Source organism: Microbacterium meiriae, assembly GCF_025143875.1.
GTDB lineage: Bacteria > Actinomycetota > Actinomycetes > Actinomycetales > Microbacteriaceae > Microbacterium > Microbacterium meiriae.
Genome location: NZ_JAMBDU010000023.1, coordinates 1 through 25,862, shown reverse-complemented (window position 1 = coordinate 25,862; position 25,862 = coordinate 1). Strand labels below are relative to the sequence as shown.

The following is a 25,862-nucleotide window of genomic DNA, read 5'->3' as shown; positions in this document are numbered from 1 at the left end:
CCGGCACCCGGATCCGCCGCGCGGCGAGGGAGGCCGCGGCCCGCGAGCAGGAGGCTCCGGCCGCCCCGGACGCGACGGCTGCGCCCGATGCCGACGTGCCGGCCCGCCCGGTCTCGGCGTCGGCGGCGACCACCGCGGATGCGGCCGTGACCGACCACCGGCCGCAGGCGAATGCCGCAGACGCCGAAGCGGTCGTGACCCGCGCGATGCCCGTCGCCGCGACGAGCGCGGACGAGGCCCCCGCCCCGGGCCCGCGCCGGTCGACCGGCACCGAAGACACCGCACCGGCGCTGGGCGGAGGACTCGACGAGATCTTCGCCGCTCAGGACGACGGCCGCGATCACGGCGCTCCGACCAAGAAGAAGCGCCGCAAGGGCTGCCTCATCGCCCTGATCATCGTCCTGGTGATCCTCGGCGGCATCGCCGCCGGCGGCGTCTGGGTCGCGAACACCTTCGGCGACCGCATCGCCGACGCCATGGGGTGGGGCGAGCCGAAGGACTGGGAGCCCGGCCAGGCGACCGGTGAGGTACTCGTCACGATCAAGGAGGGCGATACCGGCGGCCCCGTGTCGACCGCGCTCTACGAGGCGGGCGTCACCAAGACCGAGGACGTCTTCTACGACTACCTCATCGACGAGAACATCGCGGTGACCTTCTATCCCGGCGTCTACCGTCTCCAGGAGAAGATGACCGCCGAGGACGCCCTCGCCGCTCTCCGCAACGAGGAGAACAAGCTCGAGAACACCGTCTCCATGCCGGAGGGCGGGACGATCGAATCGGCCCTGCCGTCCATGGCCGAGACTCTCGGGATGCCGCTGGCCGACCTCGAGGCAGCCGTCGCCGATCCGTCCGCGTACGGGGTGGAGGCGCAGAGCCTGGAGGGGTGGCTGTTCCCCGCGGTGTACACGTTCGACCCCGAGGTCACCGCGACGCAGGTCATCCAGCGCATGGTCGACCGGACGCGCGAATCGCTCGCCGCCGCCGGCGTCCCGGACGAGGACGCGCAGCGGATCCTCACGATCGCCTCGATCATCCAGCGCGAAGGCCGCACGGACGACTTCGCCAAGGTGTCCCGCGTGATCCAGAACCGCCTCGACGACGACATGCTGCTCCAGATGGACTCGACGGCGCAGTACGGGTATGGCTCCCTGCACGAGGGCGTGGTCTCGAGCTCGGCCGAGGCTCTGGAAGACCCCAACGAGTGGAACACCTACGTGAACAAGGGGCTTCCGGCCACGCCGATCGCGAGCCCGAACGATGCCGCGATCGATGCCGCGATGCACCCCGCGGACGGGCCGTGGATCTACTTCGTCACCGTCAACCTCGAGACCGGCGAGACGCAGTTCTCGGAGACTCTCGCGGAGCACGAGCAGGGCGTGGAGAAGTGGCGGGACTGGTGCCGCGCGAACCCCGACGCCGGTTGCTGACGCGGTGAACCGGAGACGGCTGGCGGTCTGGGGCGACCCGATCGGGCACTCACGGTCGCCGGAGCTGCACGCTGCGGCCTACGCGGTGCTCGGACTGGACTGGGAGTACGGGCGCCGTCAGGTCGGCGAGGAGGGCTTCACGGACGCGGTCGAGGCCCTCGACGACACCTGGCGCGGCCTGTCCCTGACGATGCCGCTCAAGGAGGAGGCGTACCGATACGCCGCCACCCGGGATGCCCACGCGGAGCTGACCGGCGCGGTCAACACGCTCCTGCTCTCGGAGACCCCGGCGGGATTCAACACCGACGTCGGCGGGATCGTCGATGCCCTCGGTGATGCCGGGATCCGCGAGATCGGAACGGCACGGATCCTGGGCGCCGGAGCGACGGCAGCCTCGGCCCTCGTCGCCCTCGCCGACCTCGGGGCGACGCGGGTCGAGGTCGCCGCCCGTCGGCCGGAACGCGCCGCGGGGCTCGTCGGGATCGGGGAGCGACGCGGCGTCGTGGTCACCCCGCGACCGCTCGACGAGGTGGAGGGCGCCGTCGACCTCACGGTGGCGACCCTGCCCTCCGGCACCGTGCTTCCGCCGGAGAGTGCCGCCCGACTGGCCCAGAGCGGCGGCACGCTGTTCGACGCCGCCTACGCGCCGTGGCCGTCCGCCCTGGCGGCGGCATGGGGTGCGGCGCCGGTGGTCTCCGGGCTCGGGATGCTGCTGCGTCAGGCGGTCCGGCAGATCCGGATCTTCCTGCACGGCGACCCGGTCTCGCCGCTGCCGGACGAGGACGCGGTCCTCGCCGCGATGCGTGCCACCCTCTGACCGCCGCCCGACGAAACGCGGCACGGCGCGGGGGGAAACGCATGGGAGACTAGAGCACATGCTCCGCGTGCTCACGGCCGGCGAATCGCACGGCCCAGAACTCATCGCCGTCATGGAGGGTCTGCCCTCCGGCGTCCCGGTGTCGTCCGAGGCCATCCAGGCCGACCTCGCCCGCCGCAAGCTCGGCTATGGACGCGGCTCCCGGATGAAGTTCGAACAGGACGAGCTCACCATCTCCGGCGGTGTCCGGCACGGGAAGACGCTGGGCAGCCCCATCGCCCTGCGCATCGGCAACACCGAGTGGCCGAAGTGGATCGAGGTCATGAACCCGGAGCCGGTGGAGCTCACCGATCGCTCGCGCGGTCGTGGCGCCCCGCTGACCCGGCCGCGTCCGGGCCACGCCGACCTCGTGGGCATGCAGAAGTACGACTTCGACGAGGCCCGTCCGATCCTCGAGCGTGCGAGCGCCCGGGAGACCGCCGCCCGCGTGGCGCTCGGTGCCGTCGCCCGCTCCTTCCTCGGCGAGCTCGGCATCCGACTCGTCAGCCACACGCTCTCCATCGGGCCGGTGCGTGTGCCGGATGGCGCGGCGCTGCCGACCCCGGACGACGTGGACGCCCTGGACGCCGACCCGCTGCGGTGCTTCGACCCCGCGACCTCCGCACTGATGGTCGCGGAGGTGGACGACGCCAAGAAGGACGGCGACACGCTCGGCGGCATCGTCGAGGTCCTCGCCTACGGCCTGCCGCCGGGCCTCGGCTCCCACGTGCACTGGGACCGTCGCCTGGACGCCCGACTGGCCCAGGCACTCATGAGCATCCAGGCGATCAAGGGCGTGGAGGTCGGCGACGGCTTCGAGACCACACGTCGCCGGGGTTCGGCCGCCCATGACGAGCTCTTCGTCACCGCCGACGGCATCGCCCGCGGCACGGACCGCGCCGGCGGCACCGAGGGTGGCATGTCCACGGGGACCGTCCTGCGCGTGCGGGCGGGCATGAAGCCGATCGCGACCGTGCCGCACGCGCTGCGCACGATCGACATCGCGACCGGCGACCAGGCGACCGCGCACCACCAGCGTTCCGACGTCTGCGCCGTGCCCGCGGCGGGCGTCGTTGCGGAGGCCATGGTCGCCATCGAGCTGGCCCGCGCCGTGTTGGAGAAGTTCGGCGGCGACAGCATCCGTGAGACGCGCCGCAACCTGGAGGGATACCTCGACGGCATCCCCGCGGAGCTGCGCACGGCCCCCGCGTCCGAGGCGGCGCTCATCGCGCATGACGAACGAGGCTGAGCCGCTGACGCTGGTCCTCGTTGGACCGATGGCGGCAGGCAAGACCAGTGTCGGGCGACGGGTCGCGCGGCGTCTGGGGGTCGCCTTCATCGACACCGACAAGCGCATCGTCGCCGCGCACGGCCCGATCCCGGAGATCTTCGCCACGCACGGCGAGGCGCACTTCCGGGAGCTCGAGCGCGCGGCGGTCCGTGAGGCTATCGCCGAGGGCGGCGTGATCTCCCTCGGCGGCGGCGCGGTCACGGACCCGGAGACGCGCGCGCTGCTGCGTGCGCACCCCGTGGTCTTCCTCTCCGTGAGCGAGGCAGCGGTGGCCGACCGACTGCGCGGCGGGACGCGCCCGCTGCTGGCGGGCGAGGACCCGGTCGAGAAGTGGAAGCGCATCTTCGCGGAACGGCGAGGATGGTATGACGAGGTGGCGTCGACCACGTTCGACACCTCACGGCGTCCGATGCAGCGCATCGCGGACGAGATCGTGGCATGGAGGAGAGAACAGCGATGAGCACGACGACCATCAGCGTCACCGGGAACGACGCCTACGACATCACGATCGGACGGGGGATCCTCGACCAGGTGTCCGCGGCTCTCGCGCCGGGCGTCCGCAAGATCCTCGTCGTGCACCCGCCGACCCTCGCGGCCCGCGCCGCCGAACTCCGCGACCGACTCCTCGCCGACACCGCCGATGGCCCGCGGGAGGTGCTGCTCGCCGAGATCCCGGATGCCGAGCAGGGCAAGCGCATCGAGGTGGCCGCGTTCTGCTGGCAGGTCATGGGTCAGGCGGACTTCACGCGCACGGACGCCGTCGTCGGCTACGGCGGGGGAGCGGTGACCGACCTCGCCGGCTTCGTCGCGGCGACCTGGCTGCGCGGCATCCAGATCGTTCAGGTGCCCACCACCGTGCTCGGCCTCGTGGACGCCGCCGTGGGCGGAAAGACCGGGGTCAACACCGCGGAGGGCAAGAACCTCGTCGGCGCCTTCTGGGCACCGCGCGCGGTGATCGGCGACCTCGACGAGCTGGGCAGCCTGAGCCCCAACGAGGCCACTGCGGGGTTCGCGGAGGTCGTCAAGGCCGGCTTCATCTGGGCACCGGAGATCCTCGACATCATCGAGGCCGATCCCGCGCGCGCGGTCGACACCACGACGGAGGAGTTCCGGCGGTCCGTCGAACTCGCGATCGACATGAAGGCGCAGGTCGTCTCGGACGACTTCCGCGAGGCCGGACAGCGCGAGATCCTGAACTACGGCCACACCCTCGGCCACGCGATCGAGCATGCCGAGCGGTATCGCTGGCGGCACGGGGCGGCCATCTCGATCGGCATGCTGTATGCCGCGGAGCTGTCCCGGCTGGCGGGGCGCCTCTCGGACGCCGCGGCGGAGCGCCACCGCACGATCCTCGAGTCGCTGGGCCTGCCCACCTCGTACCGTGCCGGAGCCTGGCCGCAGCTGCTCGCCACGATGCAGCGCGACAAGAAGAGCCGCGGCGGCATGCTCCGCTTCATCCTGCTGGACGACATCGCCAAGCCCACCGTGCTCCAGGCGCCGGACGAGTCGCTGCTCTTCGCCGCGTATCAGGAGATCGGCGCATGAGCATCGCCGTCCGGCGCATCACGCCGGAGGACTGGCGGGAGGTGAAGGCGCTGCGGCTGCAGGCCCTCGCCGACCCCGCCGCGCCGATGGCCTTCCTCGACACCGTCGAGCACGCCGCCGCACAGCCCGACCGCTTCTGGCAGGAGCGCGCGGCGAACGCCTCGGGTGACGCGGCCGCGGCGCAGTTCGTCGCGATCGCCGACGACGGCACCTGGACCGGGACGATCACGCTGCTCCCGCATCGCGAGCAGCATGACGCCGGCCTGGTCGTGGGGGTCTACGTGGCGGATGCGCACCGCGGTGCGGGCGTCATCGATGCGCTCCTCGACGCCGCGGCCGCCTGGGCACGTGATCGTGGGCTGCGTGCGCTCGTGCTCGAGGTGCACGTGGACAACTCCCGGGCGCAGGCCGTCTACCGTCGAGCCGGCTTCGTCCCTACCGGCGAGATCGAGACCTCGGGTTTCGGTCGGGAGTGGGTCATGCGCCGCGAACTGGCCGACACGGGGAGCGTGCCCGCATGACCGCTCCGCGTCGGCTGCTGCTCGTCAACGGCCCCAACCTGAACCTCCTCGGCACCCGCGAACCCGAGGTGTACGGCACGGCGACCCTCGCCGACGTCGAGCGGATCACCGCCCAGGCCGCCGCGGCGTTCGGGTTCGAGGTACGGGCGCTGCAGAGCAACCACGAGGGCGTGCTCATCGACGCGATCCACGACGCGCGGTCGGACTGCGCGGGCATCGTCATCAATCCGGGCGGCCTCACCCATACGTCGGTGGCCCTGCGCGACGCGCTCACCGGCGTCGCGTTGCCCTTCGCCGAGGTGCACATCTCCGACGTGTACGCCCGCGAGGAGTTCCGTCACCACTCGTACCTGCACGACGTCGCCGCGGTCCGTGTCGTCGGACACGGCGTCGACGGCTACCCGGAGGCCGTGCGGGAGCTCGTCGCGCACCTCTGACCAGGCGGGATCAGGGCAGGCCGACGAGCAGGACGCAGACGGTGATGCCCACGAGCGTCAGCAGAGCCATGGCGAGGAAGCAGCCGGCGAGCGCACGGAGCCGAGGACGCACAGGCGCCACGGTGAGGCGGATGACCACCATCGCCACCAGGCCCAGCACCAGGACGATCGCCGTGATGAGGCCAACCGTTCCCGCCGCCCCGCCGCTGCGGACGATCCCGATCAGGGGCACGAGGCTGACCGCGGTGAAGATCGCGGCGACGATGAGCCACACCGCCCCGGACGACGTCCGCAGTGCCGGCTGATTCGCCATCCTGGTCGGGTCGCGGTCGCGGTCGTTCTCACTCATGTCGATTCCTCCTGTCCCGCTCCAGGCTGCCCGGGGGCGGTCATCGTCGTCACGGGGCTTCCCCTCGCACCCAGGAGCGTCTATCGTGCCCACGCGGCGGCTGGCGCCGGGCATCCCGTAGAATCGACTGTCGGCCGACCCCGGCCCCCACGGACTCAGGAACGGAACTCCTCGCACATGGCATCCACCGCAGACATCAAGAACGGCGTCGTCCTCAGCATCGACGGGCAGCTCTGGAGCGTCATCGAGTTCCAGCACGTCAAGCCCGGCAAGGGCGGCGCGTTCGTCCGCACGAAGCTGAAGAACGTCGTCTCGGGCAAGACCGTGGACCGCACGTACAACGCCGGTGCGAAGATCGACATCGAGAACGTCGACCGTCGCGACTACACCTACCTCTACACCGACGGTGACGGGTTCGTGTTCATGGACCAGACCGACTTCGACCAGATCACGCTGCCGGCCGCCACGGTCGGCGACGCGAAGAACTTCCTGCTCGAGAACCAGCAGGTCACCATCGCCCTCAACAACGGCAACCCCCTCTACATCGACCTCCCGGCGTCGGTCATCCTCGAGGTGACCTACACCGAGCCCGGCCTGCAGGGCGACCGCTCGTCCGCCGGCACCAAGCCCGCGACGCTCGAGACCGGCTACGAGATCCAGGTCCCGCTGTTCCTGGAGACCGGCACCAAGGTCAAGGTCGACACCCGCACGGGCGAGTACCTCGGCCGCGAGAAGTAAGGCGTGAGCGCCCGCACGAAGGCGCGCAAGCGCGCGCTCGACATCCTGTTCTCCGCCGACGTCCGCGGCGACGACGTCGCGGTGGCCCTCGCCGCCGAGGCGAAGCGTGCCGCGAACGAGCCCGCGCGCGAGGCGTCGTGGCTGTACGCCCGCGAGATCGTCGACGGCATCATCGACCAGCGCGATGAGATCGATGAGCAGATCACGACGCACAGCCGTGACTGGAAGCTCGAGCGGATGCCCGCCGTCGACCGCGCCCTGCTGCGCATCGGCGCGTGGGAGATCCTCTACAACGACGAGGTGCCGACCGCGGTCGCGATCGACGAGGCGGTGGAGCTCGCGAAGGAGTTCTCCACCGATGAGTCGGGCGCGTTCGTGCACGGCGTGCTCGCCCGCGTCGCCCGCTCGGCCTGAGCGCCGCAGCGGCGGTGTCGGCGATGGCGGGCAGGATCATCCCATGATCCGCCCGCCCGTCTCCGCCTCGGGTGCCCCGGGAGACGGGGCGCGGGACTGGCGCGCGCTGTTCGAGGGCGGCGCCGCTCCGGCGGCGACGACCCCGCTGGCCCTCGGGTTCGAGCTGCGCGTCCGCGACGCCCGAGGAGCGAATCCGTGGGCGTCCCGGCCGCAGCGCACCGCGACTCCGCGTGATGTCGCGAAGGCGACCGGAGAGATCCTCCTCGGCATCCGTCCGCTGGAGCGGAGCGCGGCGACGGGGTCCTGGGTGCTCGGCTCCGCCACCTGGGACGCGGTCCGCCGCGCGCCGGACCAGTACGGTCGGGAGCAGTCGCGGTGGTTCGCCGATCTGCTGAGCATCGCGCGCGACGCGCTGCTCTCCGGCACGGCGGGGGACTGGCTCGTCGCCGACCTGATCGAGTCGCGGCTCCTCTGGGGGCATCTGCGGTCGGCGACCGACCTTGGCATCCCGCTCGTGGCGGCCCAGCGGTCGACGACGCTCGTCCTCGCTGACAGCGCAGAACTGGCGGCGACCGTGTCCCGTGACGACGACGGCGGCCTCGTCGTCCGTCCGGTCGTGACCCTGGACGGGCGCGAGACGCTGCCGGGCAGCATCCGCGCCCTCGGGCGCTCCGGCGTGTACGAGGTCGCGCAGAGCGGGTCGCGCCTGCAGGTGACGCTCGCGGAGCTTCCGCTCGCGGGGCCCGCGCCGTCGCTGCTCCGGGCCGGGATGCTCGTCGTCCCCGCAGCGGAGGAGGCGGCCTTCCTCCAGGACGCCTATCCGCTCCTCGCGCGTCGCCTCTCCGTCCGCGCGGTCGGCCGCGTCTCGCTGCCGGACCTCCCGCCGCCCCGTGCCGTGCTGCGGGTGGCGTTCCGTCGCGGCGACACCGTGGAGTACGCCGTCGAGTGGGACTATCGCGGCTTCGGGCGGGTGCCGTTCACGCCGGGTCCGGAGGCCGTGCGCGATCCGGAGGCCGAGGCCGGGGTGACGGAGCGGATCCGGAACGTCTGGCAGGAGCACGGTGTCGCGTTCGCCCCCGCGGGCGCGTTCCACGACGTGGAAGCCGCGGAGTTCATGACCCGCGTCGTCCCCGCCGTGGAGGCGGAGGGCGTCGAGGTGGAGGTGTCGGGCCGCCGCAAGACGTATCGCGAGCTCGCCGGGGAGCCGGAGATCACGGTCTCGACCGTGGAGAGCACCGACCCGGACTGGTTCGACCTCGGCGTCATCGTCCGCATCGACGGTCGGAACATCCCGTTCGAGCCGCTCTTCACCGCCCTGAGCGCGGGGAGACGGAAGCTCCTGCTCGTCGACGGCAGCTACTTCTCCCTGAACCACCCGGCGCTCGACCGTCTGCGTGACCTGCTCGACGAGGCCGGAGACCTCGACGAGTGGGAGACGGGCCCACGGATCAGTCGTCATCAGACGGATCTGTGGGAGGAGTTCGAGGATCTGGCGGACGAAGCCCTTCCCGCGGTGAGCTGGCGCGCCACGGCCGAGGGACTGCGCAGCGCCACTGCGGTGCCGTCGGTGCCGATCCCGCCGGGGCTCACCGCACACCTTCGGCCGTACCAGAAGGAGGGCCTCGACTGGCTCGCGTTCCTCTGGACGCACCGCCTCGGCGGCATCCTCGCCGATGACATGGGGCTCGGGAAGACCGTCCAGTTGCTCGCGCTCATCCTGCATGCCAGGGCGGCGGGGGAGGAGCGCCCCTTCCTCGTCGTGGTCCCGACGTCCGTGCTGGCCACGTGGCGCACCGAAGCCGCGCGATTCGCTCCCGGCCTCCGCGTGGTCACCCGGGACTCCACGGCCGGACCGTCGGCGAGTGTCGCGGCTCGCGAGGCCGACGTCGTGCTGACGACCTACGCCGTCGCCCGGCTCGATGAAGAGGGGTTCGCAGGCGTCACCTGGGCCGGATTGTTCCTCGACGAGGCCCAGTTCGTGAAGAATCCGGCGACGAAGCTGCACCGTGCCGTCGCCCGCTTCCCAGCCGACGTCACCATCGCGGTCACGGGCACGCCGCTGGAGAACAGCCTGGAGGAGCTCTGGGCGCTGCTGAAGCTCACGGCGCCCGGCCTGTTCGCCTCGGCGCGGAAGTTCCGCGAGCACTACATCCAGCCGATCGAGCAGGGGAAGGTCCCGGAGAACGCGGAGGGCGGACCCTACCGGCAGCGCCGCCTCGCGCAGCTTCGACGGCGCATCCGTCCCCTCGTGCTCCGCCGCACCAAGGAGCTCGTCGCCCCCGATCTTCCGCCGAAGCAGGAGCAGGTGCTGGAGGTCGAGCTGAGCGCGGGGCATCGCGAGCTCTACGAGACGGTGCTGCAACGCGAGCGGCAGAAGGTGCTCGGCCTGCTGGAGGATCTCGATCGGAACCGCTTCATCGTGTTCCGGTCGCTGACTCTGCTGCGCATGCTGAGCCTCGCTCCGGCGCTGATCGACCCGGCCGATGCGCGCCTCGGCTCCCGCAAGCTCGACGAGCTCCTGGAACGGATCGTCGAGCTGCAGGCGGAGGGGCACCGCGCGCTCGTGTTCAGCCAGTTCACGTCCTTCCTCGACATGGCGGCCGCGCGTCTGGACGCCGCCGGCATCCCGTACGCGCACCTCGACGGCTCGACGCGGCATCGCGAGCGGGTGGTCACGGACTTCGCGGAGGGGGAGCAGCCCGTCTTCCTCATCAGCCTGAAGGCCGGCGGATTCGGACTCACCCTGACCGAGGCCGACTACGTCTTCCTCCTCGACCCGTGGTGGAACCCCGCCGCCGAGGCGCAGGCCGTCGACCGCACGCACCGCATCGGCCAGCGCAGCCAGGTGTTCGTGTACCGCATGATCGCGACCGGCACGATCGAGGAGAAGGTCCTCGCGCTGCAACGCCGCAAGGCGCGGCTGTTCACGGCCGTGCTCGACGACGACGCGCTCTTCGCCCAGGCGCTCACCGCCGACGACATCCGCGGTCTCTTCGACGACTAGACCGTTTTCCCCGGCCCGTCCCGCCGGCTGCTCAGGGAGCCGTCGGTACAATCGAACGGTTCATCTTCGAGAGGAATGCAATGCGGATCACGGGACTCGGCCACGCCGGCATGTTCATCGAGACGGTGGGCGGCAACATCATCTGCGACCCGGTGCTCGGCCCGTCCTTCTTCGGGTCCTGGTTCCCGTTCCCGGACAACCGCGCGCTCGACTGGGAGCGGTACGGACGGGAAGCCGACTTCCTCTACATCTCGCACCGGCACCGCGACCACTTCGACCCGGCGCTGCTGGAGCGGTACATCCGCAAGGACATCGAGGTGCTCCTCCCGGAGTACCCGATCGACGACCTGGAGCAGGACATCCGGGCGCTCGGCTACACGAACATCACCTACGCGCCCGCCGGCGAGATCATCGAGCGCGGGGCGCTCAAGATGATGATCACCCCGCTGCGCGCTCCGAGCGACGGCCCGATCGGCGATTCGTCGCTCAGCGTGGACGACGGCACGGGGTCGATGCTGAACCAGAACGACTCGCACCCGCTCGATCTCGACAAGCTGCTGCACTTCGGGAAGCCCGACGCCTACTTCACCCAGGTCTCCGGAGCGATCTGGTGGCCCATGGTCTACGACCTGCCTCTGGACGCCAAGCAGAACTTCGCCCGTCTCAAGCGCGAGGCGCAGAACAAGCGGGCGATGTACTACATCGAGAAGGTCGACGCGCCGCACGTCTTCCCGATGGCAGGGCCGCCCATGTTCCTCCGCGACGACCTCTTCGACTTCAACGGGATGGGCCGCAACGGCGAGTCCATCTTCACGGACCAGAAGCAGTTCATCGCGCACATGAAGGAGCTGGCGCCGAAGTACGACGGGCAGCTCTTCGTCCCCGGCACGCTCGTCACGATCGACGGCGGTGCGGTGACCACCGAGCAGACGCTCTACACCGAGGCCGAGCTCGCCCACATCTTCGACGAGAAGTGGGAGTACCTGGAGGAGCAGCGCGCGACCCGCCAGCAGGAGATCCGCGACGAGGAGGCGTCTCGCGCCGAGACCATCCCGCCCGACGAGATGTTGGCGGCGATCAAGGAGTGGTGGGAGCCGCTGCTGAAGAAGTCGCGCACCATCCGCCTCGGTGTCGGCGGGCACGTCCGCTTCCGGATCGGGGAGCTGGACATGGTGGTCGACTTCCCGCGCGCCAAGGTCCGCGAGTACGCGGGCGAGGAGTGCGTGTACTGGTACACGATCCCGGCCGACCTCGTGTCGACGAACATCCGCGACCACGAGATCGACTGGTCGAACTCGATCTTCCTGTCGATGCAGTTCTCGGTCGGGCGCAGCGGCAAGTTCAACGAGTTCCTCACCACCTTCCTCAAGTGCCTCTCGGTCGACCGGATCGAGTACGTCGAGAACTGGTACCAGGAGCAGACCGACCAGACCGAGGATGCGGAGATCGGCGACTGGGTCGTCCAGCGCCGCTGCCCGCACCTTCGTGCCGACCTCACCAAGACGGGGAAGGTCGACGAGGACGGCATCCTGACGTGCAGCATGCACGACTGGAAGTGGGACCTGAAGACCGGGCGCTGCCTCTCCACGAGCGGCCACCCGATCCGTTCCTCGAAAATCGACGACGTGACGGATCCCGTGCTCCGCGAGGCGAGCTGACCGGGGGGACCATCGCGGGTCCGATAGACTGGGGGCACTAGCAACCTTTAACACCGTCCTGTGAGGCGGAGAAGGGAGCGGCTGATGAGTGTGCGCACTGTGCTGCACCAAGCCGACATCTCACGAGCGCTGACCCGGATCGCGCACGAGATCCTCGAGTCCAATCGCGGGGCCGACGGCCTCGTCCTGCTGGGCATCCCGACCCGCGGTGTCACGCTGGGTCACCGGCTCGCCGCCCTGATCAGCGAGATCGCCCAGGTCTCCGTCCCGGTCGGCTCCCTCGACGTGACGCTCTTCCGCGACGACCTCGCCAAGCACCCGACGCGGTCGCCGCAGCCGACGGAGATCCCCCCGGGCGGCATCGACGGGAAGACGGTCGTCCTCGTCGACGACGTCCTGTTCTCCGGCCGGAGCATCCGCGCCGCGCTCGACGCCCTGCAGTCGATCGGCCGTCCCGCCGTCGTGCGGCTCGCGATCCTCATCGACCGCGGACACCGGGAGCTTCCCATCCGCCCGGACTTCGTGGGCAAGAACATCCCCTCCGCGCGCACCGAGCGCGTCAACGTGCGCCTGTTCGAGAACGACGGCGCCGAGGAGGTGACGATCGGCGAATGAGGCACCTCCTCGACACCCGCACGCTCGACAGAGCCACCGCCCTGCGCATCCTCGACGTCGCCGAGGACATGGCTGACACGCAGTCCCGCGAAGTTAAGAAGCTCCCCACGCTCCGTGGCAAGACGGTCGTGAACCTCTTCTTCGAGGACTCCACGCGCACCCGCATCTCCTTCGAGGCCGCGGCGAAGCGCCTGTCCGCCGACGTCATCAACTTCGCCGCGAAGGGCTCCAGCGTCTCCAAGGGCGAGAGCCTGAAGGACACCGCGCAGACGCTCGAGGCCATCGGCGCCGACGCGGTCGTCGTGCGGCACCCCGGCTCCGGCGCCCCGCAGACCCTGGCCACGAGCGGCTGGATCTCCGCCGGGGTCGTGAACGCCGGCGACGGTACGCACGAGCATCCCACCCAGGCACTCCTCGACGCCTTCACCATCCGCAAGCGCCGGTTCGGAGCGGACAGCCGCGGACGCGATCTGTCCGGTCTCCGAGTGACGATCGTCGGCGACGTGCTGCACTCGCGGGTGGCGCGCTCCAACGTCTGGCTGCTCACGACGCTCGGCGCCGAGGTCACGCTCGTCTCGCCGCCGACCCTGGTTCCGCAGAACGTGTCCTTGTGGCCGGTCCGCGTGGTCTACGACCTGGACGAAGCCCTCGCGGAGGGGCCCGACGCCGTGATGATGCTGCGCATCCAGCTCGAGCGGATGAACGCGGCGTATTTCCCGACTGAGCGGGAGTATTCGCGCCGGTGGGGCCTGGACGCACGGCGCGTGGCGGCTCTGCCGGGCGGTAGCATTGTCCTGCACCCCGGACCCATGAACCGGGGACTGGAGATCTCCTCCGAAGCTGCCGATTCCCCCCGTTCGACGGTGCTGGAACAGGTGTCGAACGGGGTCTCCGTGCGCATGGCGGTGCTGTACCTGCTGCTGGCAGGGGAACGAGACGACGAACGAGGGGGAGACCTGTGAGCGAGACCCTCGTCATCACCGGTGCACAGCTGCTCGGCGCGACGAGCGCCGACATCATCATCGAGGACGGCGTGATCGCCGAGGTCGGGACGGGGCTCACCCGCACCGGCGCGCGCGTGATCGACGCCGCGGGCCTGGTCGCGCTGCCGGGTCTCGTCGATCTGCACACCCATCTGCGCGAACCCGGGTTCGAAGCCTCCGAGACGATCCTCACCGGCACCAGAGCGGCCGCCGCCGGCGGGTTCACCGCCGTGTTCGCGATGCCGAACACCTCCCCGGTCGCCGACACGGCGGGCGTGGTCGAGCAGGAGCTCGCCCTCGGCGAGGCGGCCGGTTACGCGACCGTGCAGCCGATCGGCGCCGTCACCGTGGGCCAGAAGGGCGAGCGCCTCGCGGAACTCGGCGCCATGGCCACCTCGCGTGCCCAGGTGCGGGTCTTCAGCGACGACGGCTTCTGCGTCTGGGACCCGCTGATCATGCGCCGGGCTCTGGAGTACGTGAAGTCCTTCGACGGCGTCATCGCCCAGCATGCGCAGGACCCGCGGCTCACCGAGGGCGCCCAGATGAACGAGGGCACCGTCTCGGCCGAGCTCGGGCTGGCCGGGTGGCCGGCGGTCGCCGAGGAATCGATCATCGCCCGTGACGTGCTCCTCGCCGAGCACGTCGGCTCGCGGCTGCACGTGTGTCATCTCTCGACGGCCGGCTCGGTCGACATCATCCGCTGGGCCAAGAAGCGAGGCGTCGACGTCACGGCGGAGGTCACGCCGCACCACCTGCTGCTCACCGACGAACTCGTCCGCGGCTACGACGCGCGGTTCAAGGTCAACCCGCCGCTGCGCCGCGAGGAGGACGTCCTCGCGGTCCGGGAGGGTCTCGCCGACGGCACGATCGACATCGTCGCGACCGACCACGCACCGCACCCCAGCGAGCACAAGGCGTGCGAGTGGCAGGCCGCCGCGAACGGCATGGTCGGTCTGGAGAGCGCCCTGCGCGTCGTGCACCAGTCGATGGTGCAGACCGGTCTGCTCGGCTGGGCCGACGTCGCCCGCGTCATGAGCTCGACGCCCGCCCGCATCGGCCGGCTCTCCGGCCACGGCACGCCGCTCGCAGCCGGGCAGCCCGCGCACATCACGCTGTACGACCCCGCGGTCGACGGTGTGTTCACCGCCGCGGACCTGCACGGGCGCAGCGTGAACTCGCCCTACCTGGGCCGCGCACTGCCCGGGCGCGTGGAGTACACGGTGCACGGCGGCGTCCTCACGGTCGACGGCGGCACCGTCGTCGAGGAGCTCGGCGCATGAGCGCACGGGACCTCGCGGTCGCGATCATCATCGCCGTCGCGCTGCTCATCCTGCTGTCGATGCTGTTCGCCTGGCGACGACGAGTGCGGCGCGATGCCGCGTACACGGCCCCGCTCGGGGTGCCGGAGCACGCGGAGGTGACGCGCCGCGACGAGGTGCTCTACGTGTCCACCACTCGGCACGAGCAGCCCCTCGAACGGCTCGCGATCACCCCGCTGGCGTTCCGTGCACGCGGCGAGCTGGCCGTGACCGACCGCGGCATCGCGCTGGCCCTGGACGGTGCCCCCACCGTCTTCCTCGCCGCCGACCGCCTGGTCTCCGTCGACCGCGCGACCGTCACCATCGATCGCGTCGTGGAGCCCGGCGGGCTCGTGCGCATCGCGTGGCACGTCGACGACGCGACCGTCGTCGACAGCTATGTGCGCCTCACCGGCGGCGACCTCCCGACCCTCATCTCCGACCTGCAGCGGCTCATCCCCGCCGCCCCTGACACAGGAGCCACGTCATGACCCTCTCGACTTCCTCCCCGCAGGCCTCCGCGGCCCGCCTCCCCGATCCCGCCGTCCTCGTGCTCGAGGACGGCACCCGACACCGCGGACGCGCCTACGGCGCGCGCGGACGCACCCTCGGCGAGGTCGTGTTCGCCACCGGCATGTCGGGATACCAGGAGACCATCACCGACCCGTCCTACGCCGGACAGATCGTCCTGCAGACGGCCCCGCACATCGGCAACACCGGCATGAACGACGAGGACACCGAATCCCGCCGCATCTGGGTCGCCGGCTACATCGTGCGCGACCCCTCGCGCGTCGTCTCGAACTGGCGTGCGACCGCGTCCCTCGACGAGGTCCTCGTCGAGGACGGCATCGTCGGCATCAGTGGCATCGACACGCGTGCGGTCACCCGTCACATCCGCTCCGCCGGCTCCATGCGCGGCGGCATCTTCTCGGGTGCGGACGCGGAGCTCGACCCGGAGGAGCAGCTGCGCATCGTCCGCGAGGCTCCGGAGATGACCGGCCTCAACCTCTCTGCCCAGGTGTCCGTCGAGAACGCGACCGTGACCCCGGCGGTGGGGGAGCGCATCGGCAACCTCGCCGTGCTCGACCTGGGTGTGAAGCAGGCCACGATCGACAACCTCGCCGCCCGCGGCTTCGACGTGCACGTCCTCCCGCAGGACGTGAGCATCGACGAGATCCGGGCGATCGAGCCTGTCGCCGTCTTCTACTCGAACGGCCCCGGGGACCCCGCGGCGTCGGGCGACCACGTCGAACTGCTGCGCGCGGTCCTCGACGACGGGCTGCCCTTCTTCGGTATCTGCTTCGGCAACCAGCTCCTCGGCCGCGCCCTGGGTCTCGGCACGTACAAGCTGCCGTTCGGCCACCGCGGCATCAACCAGCCGGTGCTGGACAAGCAGACGGGCAAGGTGGAGATCACCGCGCACAACCACGGCTTCGCCGTCGAGGCGCCCCTGGAGGGCTCGTTCGACAGCCCGCACGGCTACGGCAAGGTCGAGGTCAGCCACGTCGGCCTCAACGACAACGTCGTGGAGGGCCTGCGCGCCCTCGACATCCCCGCCTTCTCGGTGCAGTACCACCCCGAGGCCGCGGCGGGACCGCACGACGCCAACTACCTCTTCGACCGCTTCCGCGACATGGTCATCGCGACCCTTCGACCCGCTCAGGGACCCACCCAGGGAGATGCAAAGTAATGCCCAAGCGCGACGACATCCACTCCGTCCTCGTCATCGGCTCCGGCCCGATCGTCATCGGCCAGGCCTGCGAGTTCGACTACTCCGGCACCCAGGCGTGCCGCGTCCTCCGCGAGGAGGGCGTCCGGGTCATCCTCGTCAACTCGAACCCGGCGACGATCATGACCGACCCCGACTTCGCCGACGCGACGTACATCGAGCCGATCACCCCCGCGGTGATCGAGACGATCATCGCGAAGGAGAAGCCCGACGCGATCCTGCCGACGCTCGGCGGTCAGACGGCGCTGAACGCCGCGATGGCGCTGCACGAGCAGGGCATCCTCGAGAAGTACGACGTCGAGCTCATCGGCGCGAAGGTGGACGCCATCAAGAAGGGCGAGGACCGTCAGGTCTTCAAGGAGCTCGTCCTCGAAGCGGGCGCGGACGTCGCCAAGAGCGTCATCGCGCACACCATGGACGACCTCCTCGCCGGTGCCGAGCAGCTCGGCTACCCGCTCGTGGTGCGCCCCTCCTTCACGATGGGCGGGCTGGGCTCCGGCTTCGCCTACGACGAGGAGGACCTGCGCCGTATCGGCGGTGCCGGCCTGCGCGACTCGCCGACGACCGAGGTGCTCCTGGAGGAGTCGATCCTCGGCTGGAAGGAGTACGAGCTCGAGCTCATGCGCGACACCGCCGACAACACGGTCGTCGTCTGCTCCATCGAGAACGTCGACCCGGTCGGCGTGCACACGGGCGACTCGATCACCGTGGCCCCGGCGCTGACCCTCACCGACCGCGAGTACCAGAAGCTCCGCGACATCGGCATCGACATCATCCGTGCGGTGGGCGTGGACACGGGTGGCTGCAACATCCAGTTCGCGGTCAACCCGGAGAACGGGCGCATCATCGTCATCGAGATGAACCCGCGCGTGTCCCGGTCGAGCGCCCTGGCGTCGAAGGCCACCGGCTTCCCGATCGCCAAGCTCGCGGCCAAGCTCGCCCTCGGGTACCGCCTCGACGAGATCCCGAACGACATCACCGGCGTGACCCCGGCGAGCTTCGAGCCGACGCTCGACTACGTCGTCGTCAAGGTCCCGCGGTTCGCGTTCGAGAAGTTCCCGGCCGCCGACGCCACGCTCACCACGACCATGAAGTCGGTCGGCGAGGCGATGGCGATCGGCCGCAACTACGCCACCGCACTCCAGAAGGCGCTGCGGTCGCTCGAGAAGCGGGGCTCCAGCTTCCACTGGGGCGAGGAGTCGCGCAGCGTCGAGGAACTGCTCGAGATCGCGAAGACGCCGACCGACGGCCGGATCGTCACCCTGCAGCAGGCGCTGCGCAAGGGCGCGACCATCGAGCAGGCGTTCGAGGCCACGGCCATCGACCCCTGGTTCCTCGACCAGATCGTCCTCATCAACGAGGTCGCCGAGGTCGTGCGCACCGCCGGCGAGCTGGACGACGCGACGCTGCGCTACGCCAAGGAGCACGGCTTCTCCGACGCGCAGATCGCCCAGCTCCGCGGCGAGAGCGAGGCCGAGATCCGCGGCGTGCGCCACGGCCTGGGAATCCGCCCCGTCTACAAGACGGTCGACACCTGCGCGGGGGAGTTCCCCGCGCTGACGCCGTACCACTACTCGAGCTACGACGCCGAGACCGAGGTCGCGCCGTCCGAGCGCACCAAGGTCGTCATCATCGGCTCCGGCCCGAACCGCATCGGTCAGGGCGTCGAGTTCGACTACTCCTGCGTGCACGCCTCGTTCGCGCTGTCGGACGCGGGCTTCGAGACCGTGATGATCAACTGCAACCCGGAGACCGTGTCGACCGACTACGACACGTCCGACCGGCTGTACTTCGAGCCGCTGACGCTCGAAGACGTCCTGGAGGTCCTGGACGCGGAGGCGGCGAGCGGCACCATCCTCGGCGTCGTCTGCCAGCTCGGCGGCCAGACCCCGCTCGGGCTCGCGAAGGGCATCGAGGCGGCCGGCTACACGGTCCTGGGGACGAGCCCGGAGGCCATCGACCTGGCCGAGGAGCGCGAGCTGTTCTCGCGACTGCTCGACGAGGCCGGGCTGCTGGCGCCGCGCAACGGCACGGCGATCGACGTGGAGGGCGCGGTGCGCATCGCCGAGGAGATCGGCTACCCCGTGCTCGTGCGCCCGAGCTTCGTGCTCGGCGGTCGCGGCATGGAGATCGTCTACGGCACCGATGCGCTGCGCGACTACTTCGTGCGGACGGCCGGCGAGGTCGTGATCGAGGAGGGCAAGCCGCTCCTGGTCGACCGGTTCCTCGACGACGCGATCGAGCTCGATGTGGACGCCCTGTACGACGGCACCGACCTCTTCATCGGCGGCGTCATGGAACACCTGGAGGAAGCCGGCATCCACTCCGGCGACTCGAGCTGCACGCTGCCGCCGGTCTCGCTCGGTCGCAGCGACGTGGACCGCGTCCGCGAGGCCACCCTCGCCATCGCGCAGGGCGTCGGCGTGCGCGGCCTGCTGAACGTGCAGTTCGCGATCAGCGCCGGCGTGCTCTACGTCATCGAGGCCAACCCCCGCGCCAGCCGCACGGTGCCGTTCGTCTCCAAGGCGCTGGGCATCCCGATGGCGAAGGCCGCGAGCCGCATCATGGCCGGCTCGACGATCGCCGAGCTCCGCGCCGAGGGGATGCTGCCCGAGCAGGACGGCTCGCGCGTCCCGCTGGACGCCCCGGTCTCGGTCAAGGAGGCCGTGCTGCCCTTCAAGCGGTTCCGCACCGCCGACGGCAAGACCGTCGACTCGGTCCTCGGCCCGGAGATGCGCTCGACCGGCGAGGTCATGGGCATCGACCGGGACTTCCCGACCGCGTTCGCGAAGTCCCAGGCCGCGGCCTACGGCGGCATGCCGACGTCGGGAACCGTGTTCATCTCGGTCGCCGACTCCGACAAGCGTGCGGTGATCCTCCCGGCGCACCGCCTCCAGCAGCTCGGCTTCACGATCGTGGCGACCGAGGGCACGGCGGAGATCCTGTCGCGCAACGGCATCGCCGTCACGGTGGTCGAGAAGTACAGCGAGACGCAGGAGTCCGGAGCCCGGAACATCGTCGACCTCATCAACGACGGGGAGATCGACATCGTCGTGAACACCCCGTCGGGTGGTGCCGCTCGCGCGGACGGCTACGAGATCCGCGCCGCCGCGGTGGCTGCGGACAAGGCGCTCTTCACGACCATCGCCGTGCTCGGTGCGGCGGTGAGCGGGATGGACGCGGCGCACGAGGGCTTCCAGGTCAAGAGCCTGCAGGAGTACGCGCAGGACCGGATGGCCGCGGTATGACGGAACGCTTCGGCGAGCGGGCCCGCGCCGCCCTGGAGGCGCACGGTCCGCTCTGTGTCGGCATCGACCCCCACGCCGCTCTGCTGGCGGCGTGGGGGCTGACCGCCGATGCTGCCGGAGTCCGGGAGTTCGGGCTCCGTACCGTCGAGGCGGCCGCCGGTCGCGCCGGTCTCGTGAAGCCGCAGGTGTCGTTCTTCGAGCGGTACGGCGCGGCCGGGTTCGCCGCCCTCGAGGAGGTGCTGGCGGCCGCGCGCGCGGCCGGACTGCTGGTGATCGCCGACGCCAAGCGCGGCGACATCGGGTCGACGATGGCGGATTACGCTCAGGCCTGGCTCCCCGCGGGCGCGCCGCTGGAGGCGGATGCCCTGACGGTGAACCCGTACCTCGGCGTCGGTGCGCTGGAGGGTGCGTTCGCCCTCGCGGAGGAGCACGGCAAGGGGCTCTTCGTCCTCGCCGCGACCAGCAACCCCGAGGCGACCGTGCTGCAGCGCGCGACGACCGCGGACGGCGAGACCGTGTCCGCGGCCGTGATCGCCGAGGTATCGCGCCGGAACGCCACCGGGACGCCCGAGGGGGAGTGGGGGAGCTTCGGCTTCGTCATCGGTGCCACAGTGGACGCGGTGGAAGCGGGGCTGACTCCGTTCGCGCCCGTCGCCCCGATCCTCGCCCCCGGCTTCGGCGCACAGGGCGCCACTCCCGCGGATCTCGTCCGCCGCTTCGGCCCCCAGGCCGCCTCGGTGATCGCGAGCGAGAGCCGCAGCCTCCTCTCCGCGGGCCCGGCGGCCCTCGCCGAGACGATCGCCGACCGTGCCGCCCAGTATCGAGAGGTCAGCCGTGGCTGAGGAACGCCGGACCGTCCCCGAGGTCGACAGGGCCGCCGCCGCACGTCGAGCGGTCGAGCGGCGACGCGCCAGGGCCTCGCTCAAGCGCGACCTCACCATGCGCGTCGTCACCCCGCAGGCCGTGCTGCATCGCGCGACGGAGGACCCCGACTCGGTCGAGGGGTCCATGCGCATCACCGACTTCCTCCTGGCCCTCCCCGCGATCGGTGCGGGCAAGCGCGACCGGGTGCTGGAGCAGCTCCACATCTCGCCGGTCAAGCGCCTCGGCGGACTCGGCGCGCGTCAACGCCGAGTGCTGGAGGAGTGGCTCGACGAGCGCTTCCCCGTTCCGACCCCCCGTGGGGCGCGCAGCCGGCTCCTCGTCCTCGCCGGCCCGACGGCGGTGGGTAAGGGGACCGTCGCCGCGCACATCCGCGAGAACAACCCGGAGATCCACCTGTCCGTCTCGGCCACCACCCGGCCGCCGCGCCCGGGCGAGATCGACGGTGTGCACTACTACTTCGTGGACGACGCCGAGTTCGACCGCCTGGTCGCCGACGGCGAGCTGCTGGAGTATGCGGTGGTCCACAACCGCTCGCGCTACGGCACCCCGCGCGCCCCGATCGACGCCGCACTGGCGGAGGGGAAGACCGTCCTGCTGGAGATCGACCTGCAGGGCGCGCGCCAGGTGCGCGATGCGGAGCCGTCCGCGACGCTGATCTTCCTCCTGCCGCCGAGCTGGGACGAGCTGGTCCACAGGCTGGTCGGCCGCGGCACCGAGGACGCCGAGGAACGCGCCCGGCGGCTGCGCACCGCGAAGGTCGAGTTGGCGGCGCAGAACGAGTTCGACCACCTCATCGTGAACGAGGACGTCGCCACCGCCGCCCGCGAGGTCGTAGACTTGTCTACAAGCTCTGCGCGCTGACCTGATTCCAGGGTCGAGCACCACGCCGGTCCCTGAGCTCGTCGAAGGGTCGCGCGCCCGCAGCATCGTCTTCGCGGCGAATCCCGTCGCCTGATCAGGAGGTCCACCCATGGCCGGACGCAACAACGGCATCATCGATCCCCCCATCGACAACCTGCTGGAGCGCGTCGACTCCAAGTACGAGCTCGTCATCTACGCCGCCAAGCGCGCCCGTCAGATCAACGACTACTACTCCGACCTGCACGAGGGCAACCTCTTCGACAACGTGGGCCCGCTCGTCGACTCCTCGGTCGAGGACAAGCCGCTCACCATCGCCCTGCACGAGATCAACGAGGACAAGCTCCGCCTGCGTCACGCGGAGTGACTCGACGACCGCGCCGCCGCGACGTCGGTGGCGCGGTCCAGAATGGGTGCCACACCCTCCCACCGTCCGTCCCCGTTCTGGAGCATCGATGAGCGCGCTGCGTCTGTTCACGTCCGAGTCCGTCACCGAAGGGCATCCGGACAAGATCTGCGACCAGATCTCGGACAGCATCCTCGATGGACTGCTCGCGAAGGACCCGGGCTCCCGGGTCGCGGTCGAGACGCTCGTCACGACCGGCCTCGTCCACGTGGCGGGGGAGATCCGCACGGACGCCTACGTCGACATCCCGACGATCGTCCGCCAGGTCGTAAACGGCATCGGCTACACGTCCTCCGACACCGGCTTCGACGGTGACTCGTGCGGCGTCAGCGTCTCGGTGGGGGAGCAGTCCACCGACATCGCCCACGGTGTCGACAACGCCCAGGAGCACCGCGACGGCTCGTCCGTGGATCCGCTCGACGGTCTCGGCGCTGGCGACCAGGGCATCATGTTCGGGTTCGCCACCAACGAGACCCCGCAGCTCATGCCGATGGCCGCATGGACCGCGCACCGCATCGCCGAACGGCTGACGGAGGTGCGCCGCAGCGGGCTGCTGCCCTTCCTGCGCCCCGACGGCAAGACGCAGGTCACCCTCGGCTATGACGGCTTCACCCCGAAGACCGTCGACGCCGTCGTGCTGTCCACGCAGCACAACCCGGACATCGCCCAGGACGACCTGAAGGCGCAGATCCGCGAGCACGTCATCGATCCGGTCCTCGCCACGACCGGCCTCGACCTCGACGACGTCACCTACTACATCAACCCCGCGGGGCCCTTCGTCACGGGCGGCCCGAAGGGGGATGCCGGGCTCACCGGACGCAAGATCATCATCGACACCTACGGGGGAGCCGCACGGCACGGCGGCGGCGCCTTCAGCGGCAAGGACCCGTCGAAGGTCGACCGGTCGGGCGCGTACGCGACCCGCTGGGTCGCCAAGAACGCGGTCGCCGCTGGTCTGGCCGACCGCCTCGAGGTGCAGGTCGCCTACGCGATCGGTGTCGCGCGCCCCGTCGGTCTGTACGTGGAGACCTTCGGCACGGGGCGCGTGTCCGACGAGGTCATCACGCGGGCCATCGACGAGGTGTTCGATCTGCGGCCGCAGGCCATCATCGAGCAGCTCGACCTGCTGCGGCCGATCTACGCCCAGACGGCGGCCTACGGGCACTTCGGTCGGGAGCTGCCGGACTTCACCTGGGAGCGGACGGACCGGGCCGAGGAGCTGCGGCGCGCTGCCGGGCTCTGACGAGGCCGCGGTGCTGATCTCTCCGGAGAGCCGGCGCATCGCCCGGGTGCTCCTGGAATCCCCGCTGCCGCAGCTCGACCGCCTGTTCGACTACGCCCTTCCTCCCGAGCTCGGTGACGTCGAGCCCGGGGTCCGGGTGCGTGTCCCCCTGCGGACCGCCGGCCGCGTGGTCGACGGGTTCGTGGTGGAACTGGACGTGGAGGGCGACGCCGATCGGCCGCTCTCCGAGGTCGAGAGCATCGTGTCGAGCGTCCCCGTGCTGCCGGATCGTCTGTACCGACTGGCTCGGCGGGTCGCCGATCGCGCGGCGGGGTCGGCGTCCGACGTGCTGCGGCTGGTCATCCCGAAGCGGCAGGTGCGCGTCGAGAAGGCCTGGACCGCCGATTCTCCGACGCCGCTCCTCGGACCCGAGGCGCGCGACGCGGCCGCGTCCGTGGTCGGACTGTACGACGGAGTGCAGGCGGTGCTCGACGAGAGCGGTCGTGCGGCGGTCGAGGCCATCCCGCAGCTCACCGATGACGCACCGGGCTGGGCACGGATGCTCGCCGCCGCCGCTGCGACGACGCTCGCGGCCGGGAAGTCGAGCATCCTCGTCGTCCCGGACCACCGCGACCTCGATCGGCTCCTGGCGGCCCTCGACGGGTTCGTCCCCCCGGAGGCGATCGCGCGGCACGACTCCCGACAGACCAACCCGGACCGCTACCGCTCCTTCCTCCGCACGCTCGAGGACGCGCCCTGCATCGTCGTCGGGAACAGGTCCGCGGTGTACGCCCCCGTCGTCGCCGGTCTCGTGGCGGTGTGGGACGACGGCGACAGCCTGCTGGGCGAGCCGCTCGCTCCCTACGTCCACGCCCGGGATGCGGCGCTGCTGCGGCAGGAGGCGGAGGGATCGGCACTGCTCTTCGCCGGTCATACGCGGACGACCGAGGTGGAGCGGCTCGTGGCGCGCGGCTGGCTGCAGGACATCCGCGCGGCCCGGCGCGTGCTGCCGCGTGTGGTGCTCAGCACGCCCCAGGAGATGGAGCAGCCGACGCCGCAGCGCATGCCGTCGTCGGCCTTCCTCGCCGCCCGGAACGCGGCCGCGGAGGGACCCGTGCTCATCCAGGTCTCGCGGCCCGGCTTCGCGCCGTCCCTCGTCTGCGCCGACTGCCGAGCCCCCGCCCGATGCCCGCACTGCGGCGGCCCCCTCGGCGCCCGCCATCGCGGCGCGGTCCCGGTATGCGGGTGGTGCGGGCGCGGTGCCAGGGCATGGACGTGCCCGGCGTGTTCCTCGACCCGTCTCCGGCTCGCCTCGTCGGGAAGCGAACGGACCGCCGATGAGCTGGGCCGCGCGTTCCCCGGCGTCCGCGTCATCGTCGCGGACGGCAGCCACCCCGTCGAGCGCGTCGACGCGCGTCCGGCGCTGGTGGTGGCCACCCGCGGCGCCGAGCCGCTCGCGGAGGGCGGCTACCGTGCCGTCGTCCTGCTCGACGGGCCGCGCATGCTGCAGGCGCCGGATCTGCGCATCGGCGAAGCCTGCCTGCGGTGGTGGTCGAACGCGGCCGCTCTGGCCGCTCCCGGCGCTCCCGTCCACCTCGTCGGTGTGGACGGCGCCGTCGCCAAGGCCCTGGCGACCTGGAACCACGCTGCCTACGCGCGCACCGAGCTGGAGCAGCGAGCGCCGCTGCACATGCCGCCGACCGCCCGCGTCGCGCTCGTGGAGGGATCCGCCGCCGCGGTCGCCCGTGCTCTGGAGGCGCTCTCCGAGCTCTCGCTGCCCGGGGACGCGGTCCTCGGTCCCGTCCCCGTCGAATCGGACGACGTCCCCCCGCGGGTCCGGGCTCTCGTACGCTTCGACTACGGCGCGGGAAGCCGCGTCGCGACCACCCTCCGTGCGGCCGTCGTGGCCGAGGCGGTGAGCGGTCGCCGCGGTCGGACCAAGGCCGCCCGCAGCACGCTCTCGGTCCGCCTCGATATCCTCGATCCAGAACTCTGACCCTTCCGGAGAACCTTCATGCGCCTCGTCTTCGCCGGCACTCCCGCCGCCGCGGTCCCCACTCTGCGTCGCCTCGCCGCCGAGCACGACATCGCCGCCGTCGTGACGCGCCCCGACGCTCCCCTCGGGCGCAAGCGTGTGCTCACTCCCTCGCCCGTCGCCCAGGCCGCGGCCGAACTCGGCCTGCCCGTCATCCACGCCGCGCGCCTCGACGAGGCGGTGACGGAGGAGATCGCTGCCCTGCGCCCCGAGCTCGGCGTGATCGTCGCGTACGGCGGGCTCGTCCGCGAGCCTCTGCTGTCCACGCCGGAGGCCGGGTGGATCAACCTGCACTTCTCGCTCCTGCCGGCCTGGCGGGGCCCCGCCCCCGGGGCGCCCGGCC

General features: G+C 71.1%; 24 protein-coding genes. 23 read left to right on the top strand and 1 reads right to left on the bottom strand.

What is annotated here, in order from left to right:
• Positions 1 to 95 precede the first annotated feature (95 nt).
• The 7 genes from mltG to aroQ are packed head-to-tail and all read left to right on the top strand — an operon-like array spanning position 96 to position 6,077.
• A complete protein-coding gene (gene mltG / locus M4D53_RS13490) occupies positions 96 to 1,427 on the top strand; it encodes an endolytic transglycosylase MltG (protein WP_259954506.1) in 1,332 nt (443 codons plus the stop codon).
• A 4-nt stretch (positions 1,428 to 1,431) separates the two neighbouring features.
• Positions 1,432 to 2,244, top strand: coding sequence for a shikimate dehydrogenase (locus M4D53_RS13485; protein ID WP_259954505.1), 813 nt, complete (start codon positions 1,432 to 1,434; stop codon positions 2,242 to 2,244).
• Positions 2,245 to 2,302: 58 nt separating this feature from the next.
• Entirely contained in the window at positions 2,303 to 3,532 is a 1,230-nt protein-coding gene (gene aroC / locus M4D53_RS13480; RefSeq protein WP_259954504.1) for a chorismate synthase, read from the top strand.
• The gene (locus M4D53_RS13475) at positions 3,516 to 4,034 is read left to right on the top strand and encodes a shikimate kinase (protein ID WP_259954503.1); all 519 of its coding nucleotides are present in this window, start codon (positions 3,516 to 3,518) and stop codon (positions 4,032 to 4,034) included. Before aroC ends, M4D53_RS13475 begins: the two co-directional genes overlap by 17 nt.
• Positions 4,031 to 5,119 carry a 3-dehydroquinate synthase gene (gene aroB / locus M4D53_RS13470; protein ID WP_101845666.1) on the top strand — a complete coding sequence of 363 codons (1,089 nt, stop codon included), beginning with the start codon at positions 4,031 to 4,033 and terminating at the stop codon, positions 5,117 to 5,119. Before M4D53_RS13475 ends, aroB begins: the two co-directional genes overlap by 4 nt.
• Entirely contained in the window at positions 5,116 to 5,640 is a 525-nt protein-coding gene (locus M4D53_RS13465; protein WP_187661507.1) for a GNAT family N-acetyltransferase, read from the top strand. Before aroB ends, M4D53_RS13465 begins: the two co-directional genes overlap by 4 nt.
• The gene (gene aroQ / locus M4D53_RS13460; RefSeq protein WP_259954502.1) at positions 5,637 to 6,077 is read left to right on the top strand and encodes a type II 3-dehydroquinate dehydratase; all 441 of its coding nucleotides are present in this window, start codon (positions 5,637 to 5,639) and stop codon (positions 6,075 to 6,077) included. Before M4D53_RS13465 ends, aroQ begins: the two co-directional genes overlap by 4 nt.
• A 10-nt stretch (positions 6,078 to 6,087) precedes the next feature.
• Here aroQ and M4D53_RS13455 read toward each other — a convergent pair whose 3' ends face one another.
• Positions 6,088 to 6,426 (bottom strand): hypothetical protein, encoded by a 339-nt coding sequence (locus tag M4D53_RS13455; protein WP_187661505.1) that lies wholly within the window; start codon positions 6,424 to 6,426, stop codon positions 6,088 to 6,090.
• 177 nt (positions 6,427 to 6,603) lie between these two features.
• Here M4D53_RS13455 and efp point away from each other — a divergent pair, with 177 nt between their 5' ends.
• The 16 genes from efp to M4D53_RS13375 all read left to right on the top strand — a co-directional run.
• A complete protein-coding gene (gene efp, locus M4D53_RS13450) occupies positions 6,604 to 7,164 on the top strand; it encodes an elongation factor P (protein ID WP_025103502.1) in 561 nt (186 codons plus the stop codon).
• A 3-nt stretch (positions 7,165 to 7,167) separates the two neighbouring features.
• Positions 7,168 to 7,578 carry a transcription antitermination factor NusB gene (gene nusB, locus M4D53_RS13445; protein WP_101845674.1) on the top strand — a complete coding sequence of 137 codons (411 nt, stop codon included), beginning with the start codon at positions 7,168 to 7,170 and terminating at the stop codon, positions 7,576 to 7,578.
• A 43-nt stretch (positions 7,579 to 7,621) separates the two neighbouring features.
• Positions 7,622 to 10,582 carry a DEAD/DEAH box helicase gene (locus M4D53_RS13440; RefSeq protein WP_259954500.1) on the top strand — a complete coding sequence of 987 codons (2,961 nt, stop codon included), beginning with the start codon at positions 7,622 to 7,624 and terminating at the stop codon, positions 10,580 to 10,582.
• An 80-nt stretch (positions 10,583 to 10,662) separates the two neighbouring features.
• Positions 10,663 to 12,240: a Rieske 2Fe-2S domain-containing protein gene (locus M4D53_RS13435; RefSeq protein WP_259954498.1), complete on the top strand. Its 1,578-nt coding sequence runs from the start codon at positions 10,663 to 10,665 to the stop codon at positions 12,238 to 12,240.
• 84 nt (positions 12,241 to 12,324) lie between these two features.
• Positions 12,325 to 12,855 (top strand): bifunctional pyr operon transcriptional regulator/uracil phosphoribosyltransferase PyrR, encoded by a 531-nt coding sequence (pyrR, locus tag M4D53_RS13430; RefSeq protein WP_259954496.1) that lies wholly within the window; start codon positions 12,325 to 12,327, stop codon positions 12,853 to 12,855.
• Complete coding sequence (locus M4D53_RS13425) at positions 12,852 to 13,817, top strand: aspartate carbamoyltransferase catalytic subunit (protein WP_062634500.1); 966 nt, start codon at positions 12,852 to 12,854, stop codon at positions 13,815 to 13,817. The genes pyrR and M4D53_RS13425 overlap by 4 nt, the downstream gene beginning before the upstream one ends.
• Positions 13,814 to 15,118, top strand: a complete 1,305-nt coding sequence (locus M4D53_RS13420; RefSeq protein WP_259954494.1) for a dihydroorotase — start codon at positions 13,814 to 13,816, stop codon at positions 15,116 to 15,118. The genes M4D53_RS13425 and M4D53_RS13420 overlap by 4 nt, the downstream gene beginning before the upstream one ends.
• Positions 15,115 to 15,627, top strand: a complete 513-nt coding sequence (locus M4D53_RS13415) for a PH-like domain-containing protein (RefSeq protein ID WP_187661502.1) — start codon at positions 15,115 to 15,117, stop codon at positions 15,625 to 15,627. Before M4D53_RS13420 ends, M4D53_RS13415 begins: the two co-directional genes overlap by 4 nt.
• Positions 15,624 to 16,826: a glutamine-hydrolyzing carbamoyl-phosphate synthase small subunit gene (gene carA, locus M4D53_RS13410; protein ID WP_187661501.1), complete on the top strand. Its 1,203-nt coding sequence runs from the start codon at positions 15,624 to 15,626 to the stop codon at positions 16,824 to 16,826. Before M4D53_RS13415 ends, carA begins: the two co-directional genes overlap by 4 nt.
• Positions 16,826 to 20,113: a carbamoyl-phosphate synthase large subunit gene (gene carB, locus M4D53_RS13405; RefSeq protein ID WP_259954491.1), complete on the top strand. Its 3,288-nt coding sequence runs from the start codon at positions 16,826 to 16,828 to the stop codon at positions 20,111 to 20,113. Before carA ends, carB begins: the two co-directional genes overlap by 1 nt.
• On the top strand, positions 20,110 to 20,955 hold the full coding sequence (gene pyrF / locus M4D53_RS13400; RefSeq protein WP_259954490.1) for an orotidine-5'-phosphate decarboxylase: 846 nt from the start codon (positions 20,110 to 20,112) through the stop codon (positions 20,953 to 20,955). The genes carB and pyrF overlap by 4 nt, the downstream gene beginning before the upstream one ends.
• Positions 20,948 to 21,859 (top strand): guanylate kinase, encoded by a 912-nt coding sequence (gene gmk / locus M4D53_RS13395; protein WP_259954489.1) that lies wholly within the window; start codon positions 20,948 to 20,950, stop codon positions 21,857 to 21,859. The genes pyrF and gmk overlap by 8 nt, the downstream gene beginning before the upstream one ends.
• 109 nt (positions 21,860 to 21,968) lie before the next feature.
• On the top strand, positions 21,969 to 22,223 hold the full coding sequence (rpoZ, locus tag M4D53_RS13390) for a DNA-directed RNA polymerase subunit omega (protein ID WP_025103490.1): 255 nt from the start codon (positions 21,969 to 21,971) through the stop codon (positions 22,221 to 22,223).
• A gap of 88 nt (positions 22,224 to 22,311) precedes the next feature.
• Entirely contained in the window at positions 22,312 to 23,505 is a 1,194-nt protein-coding gene (gene metK, locus M4D53_RS13385) for a methionine adenosyltransferase (protein WP_071328627.1), read from the top strand.
• Between the two features lie 16 nt (positions 23,506 to 23,521).
• The gene (locus M4D53_RS13380) at positions 23,522 to 25,480 is read left to right on the top strand and encodes a primosomal protein N' family DNA-binding protein (protein WP_259954531.1); all 1,959 of its coding nucleotides are present in this window, start codon (positions 23,522 to 23,524) and stop codon (positions 25,478 to 25,480) included.
• An 18-nt stretch (positions 25,481 to 25,498) separates the two neighbouring features.
• Positions 25,499 to 25,862, top strand: a 364-nt coding sequence (locus M4D53_RS13375) for a methionyl-tRNA formyltransferase (RefSeq protein ID WP_259954488.1), incomplete at its 3' end; no start/stop codon positions are given.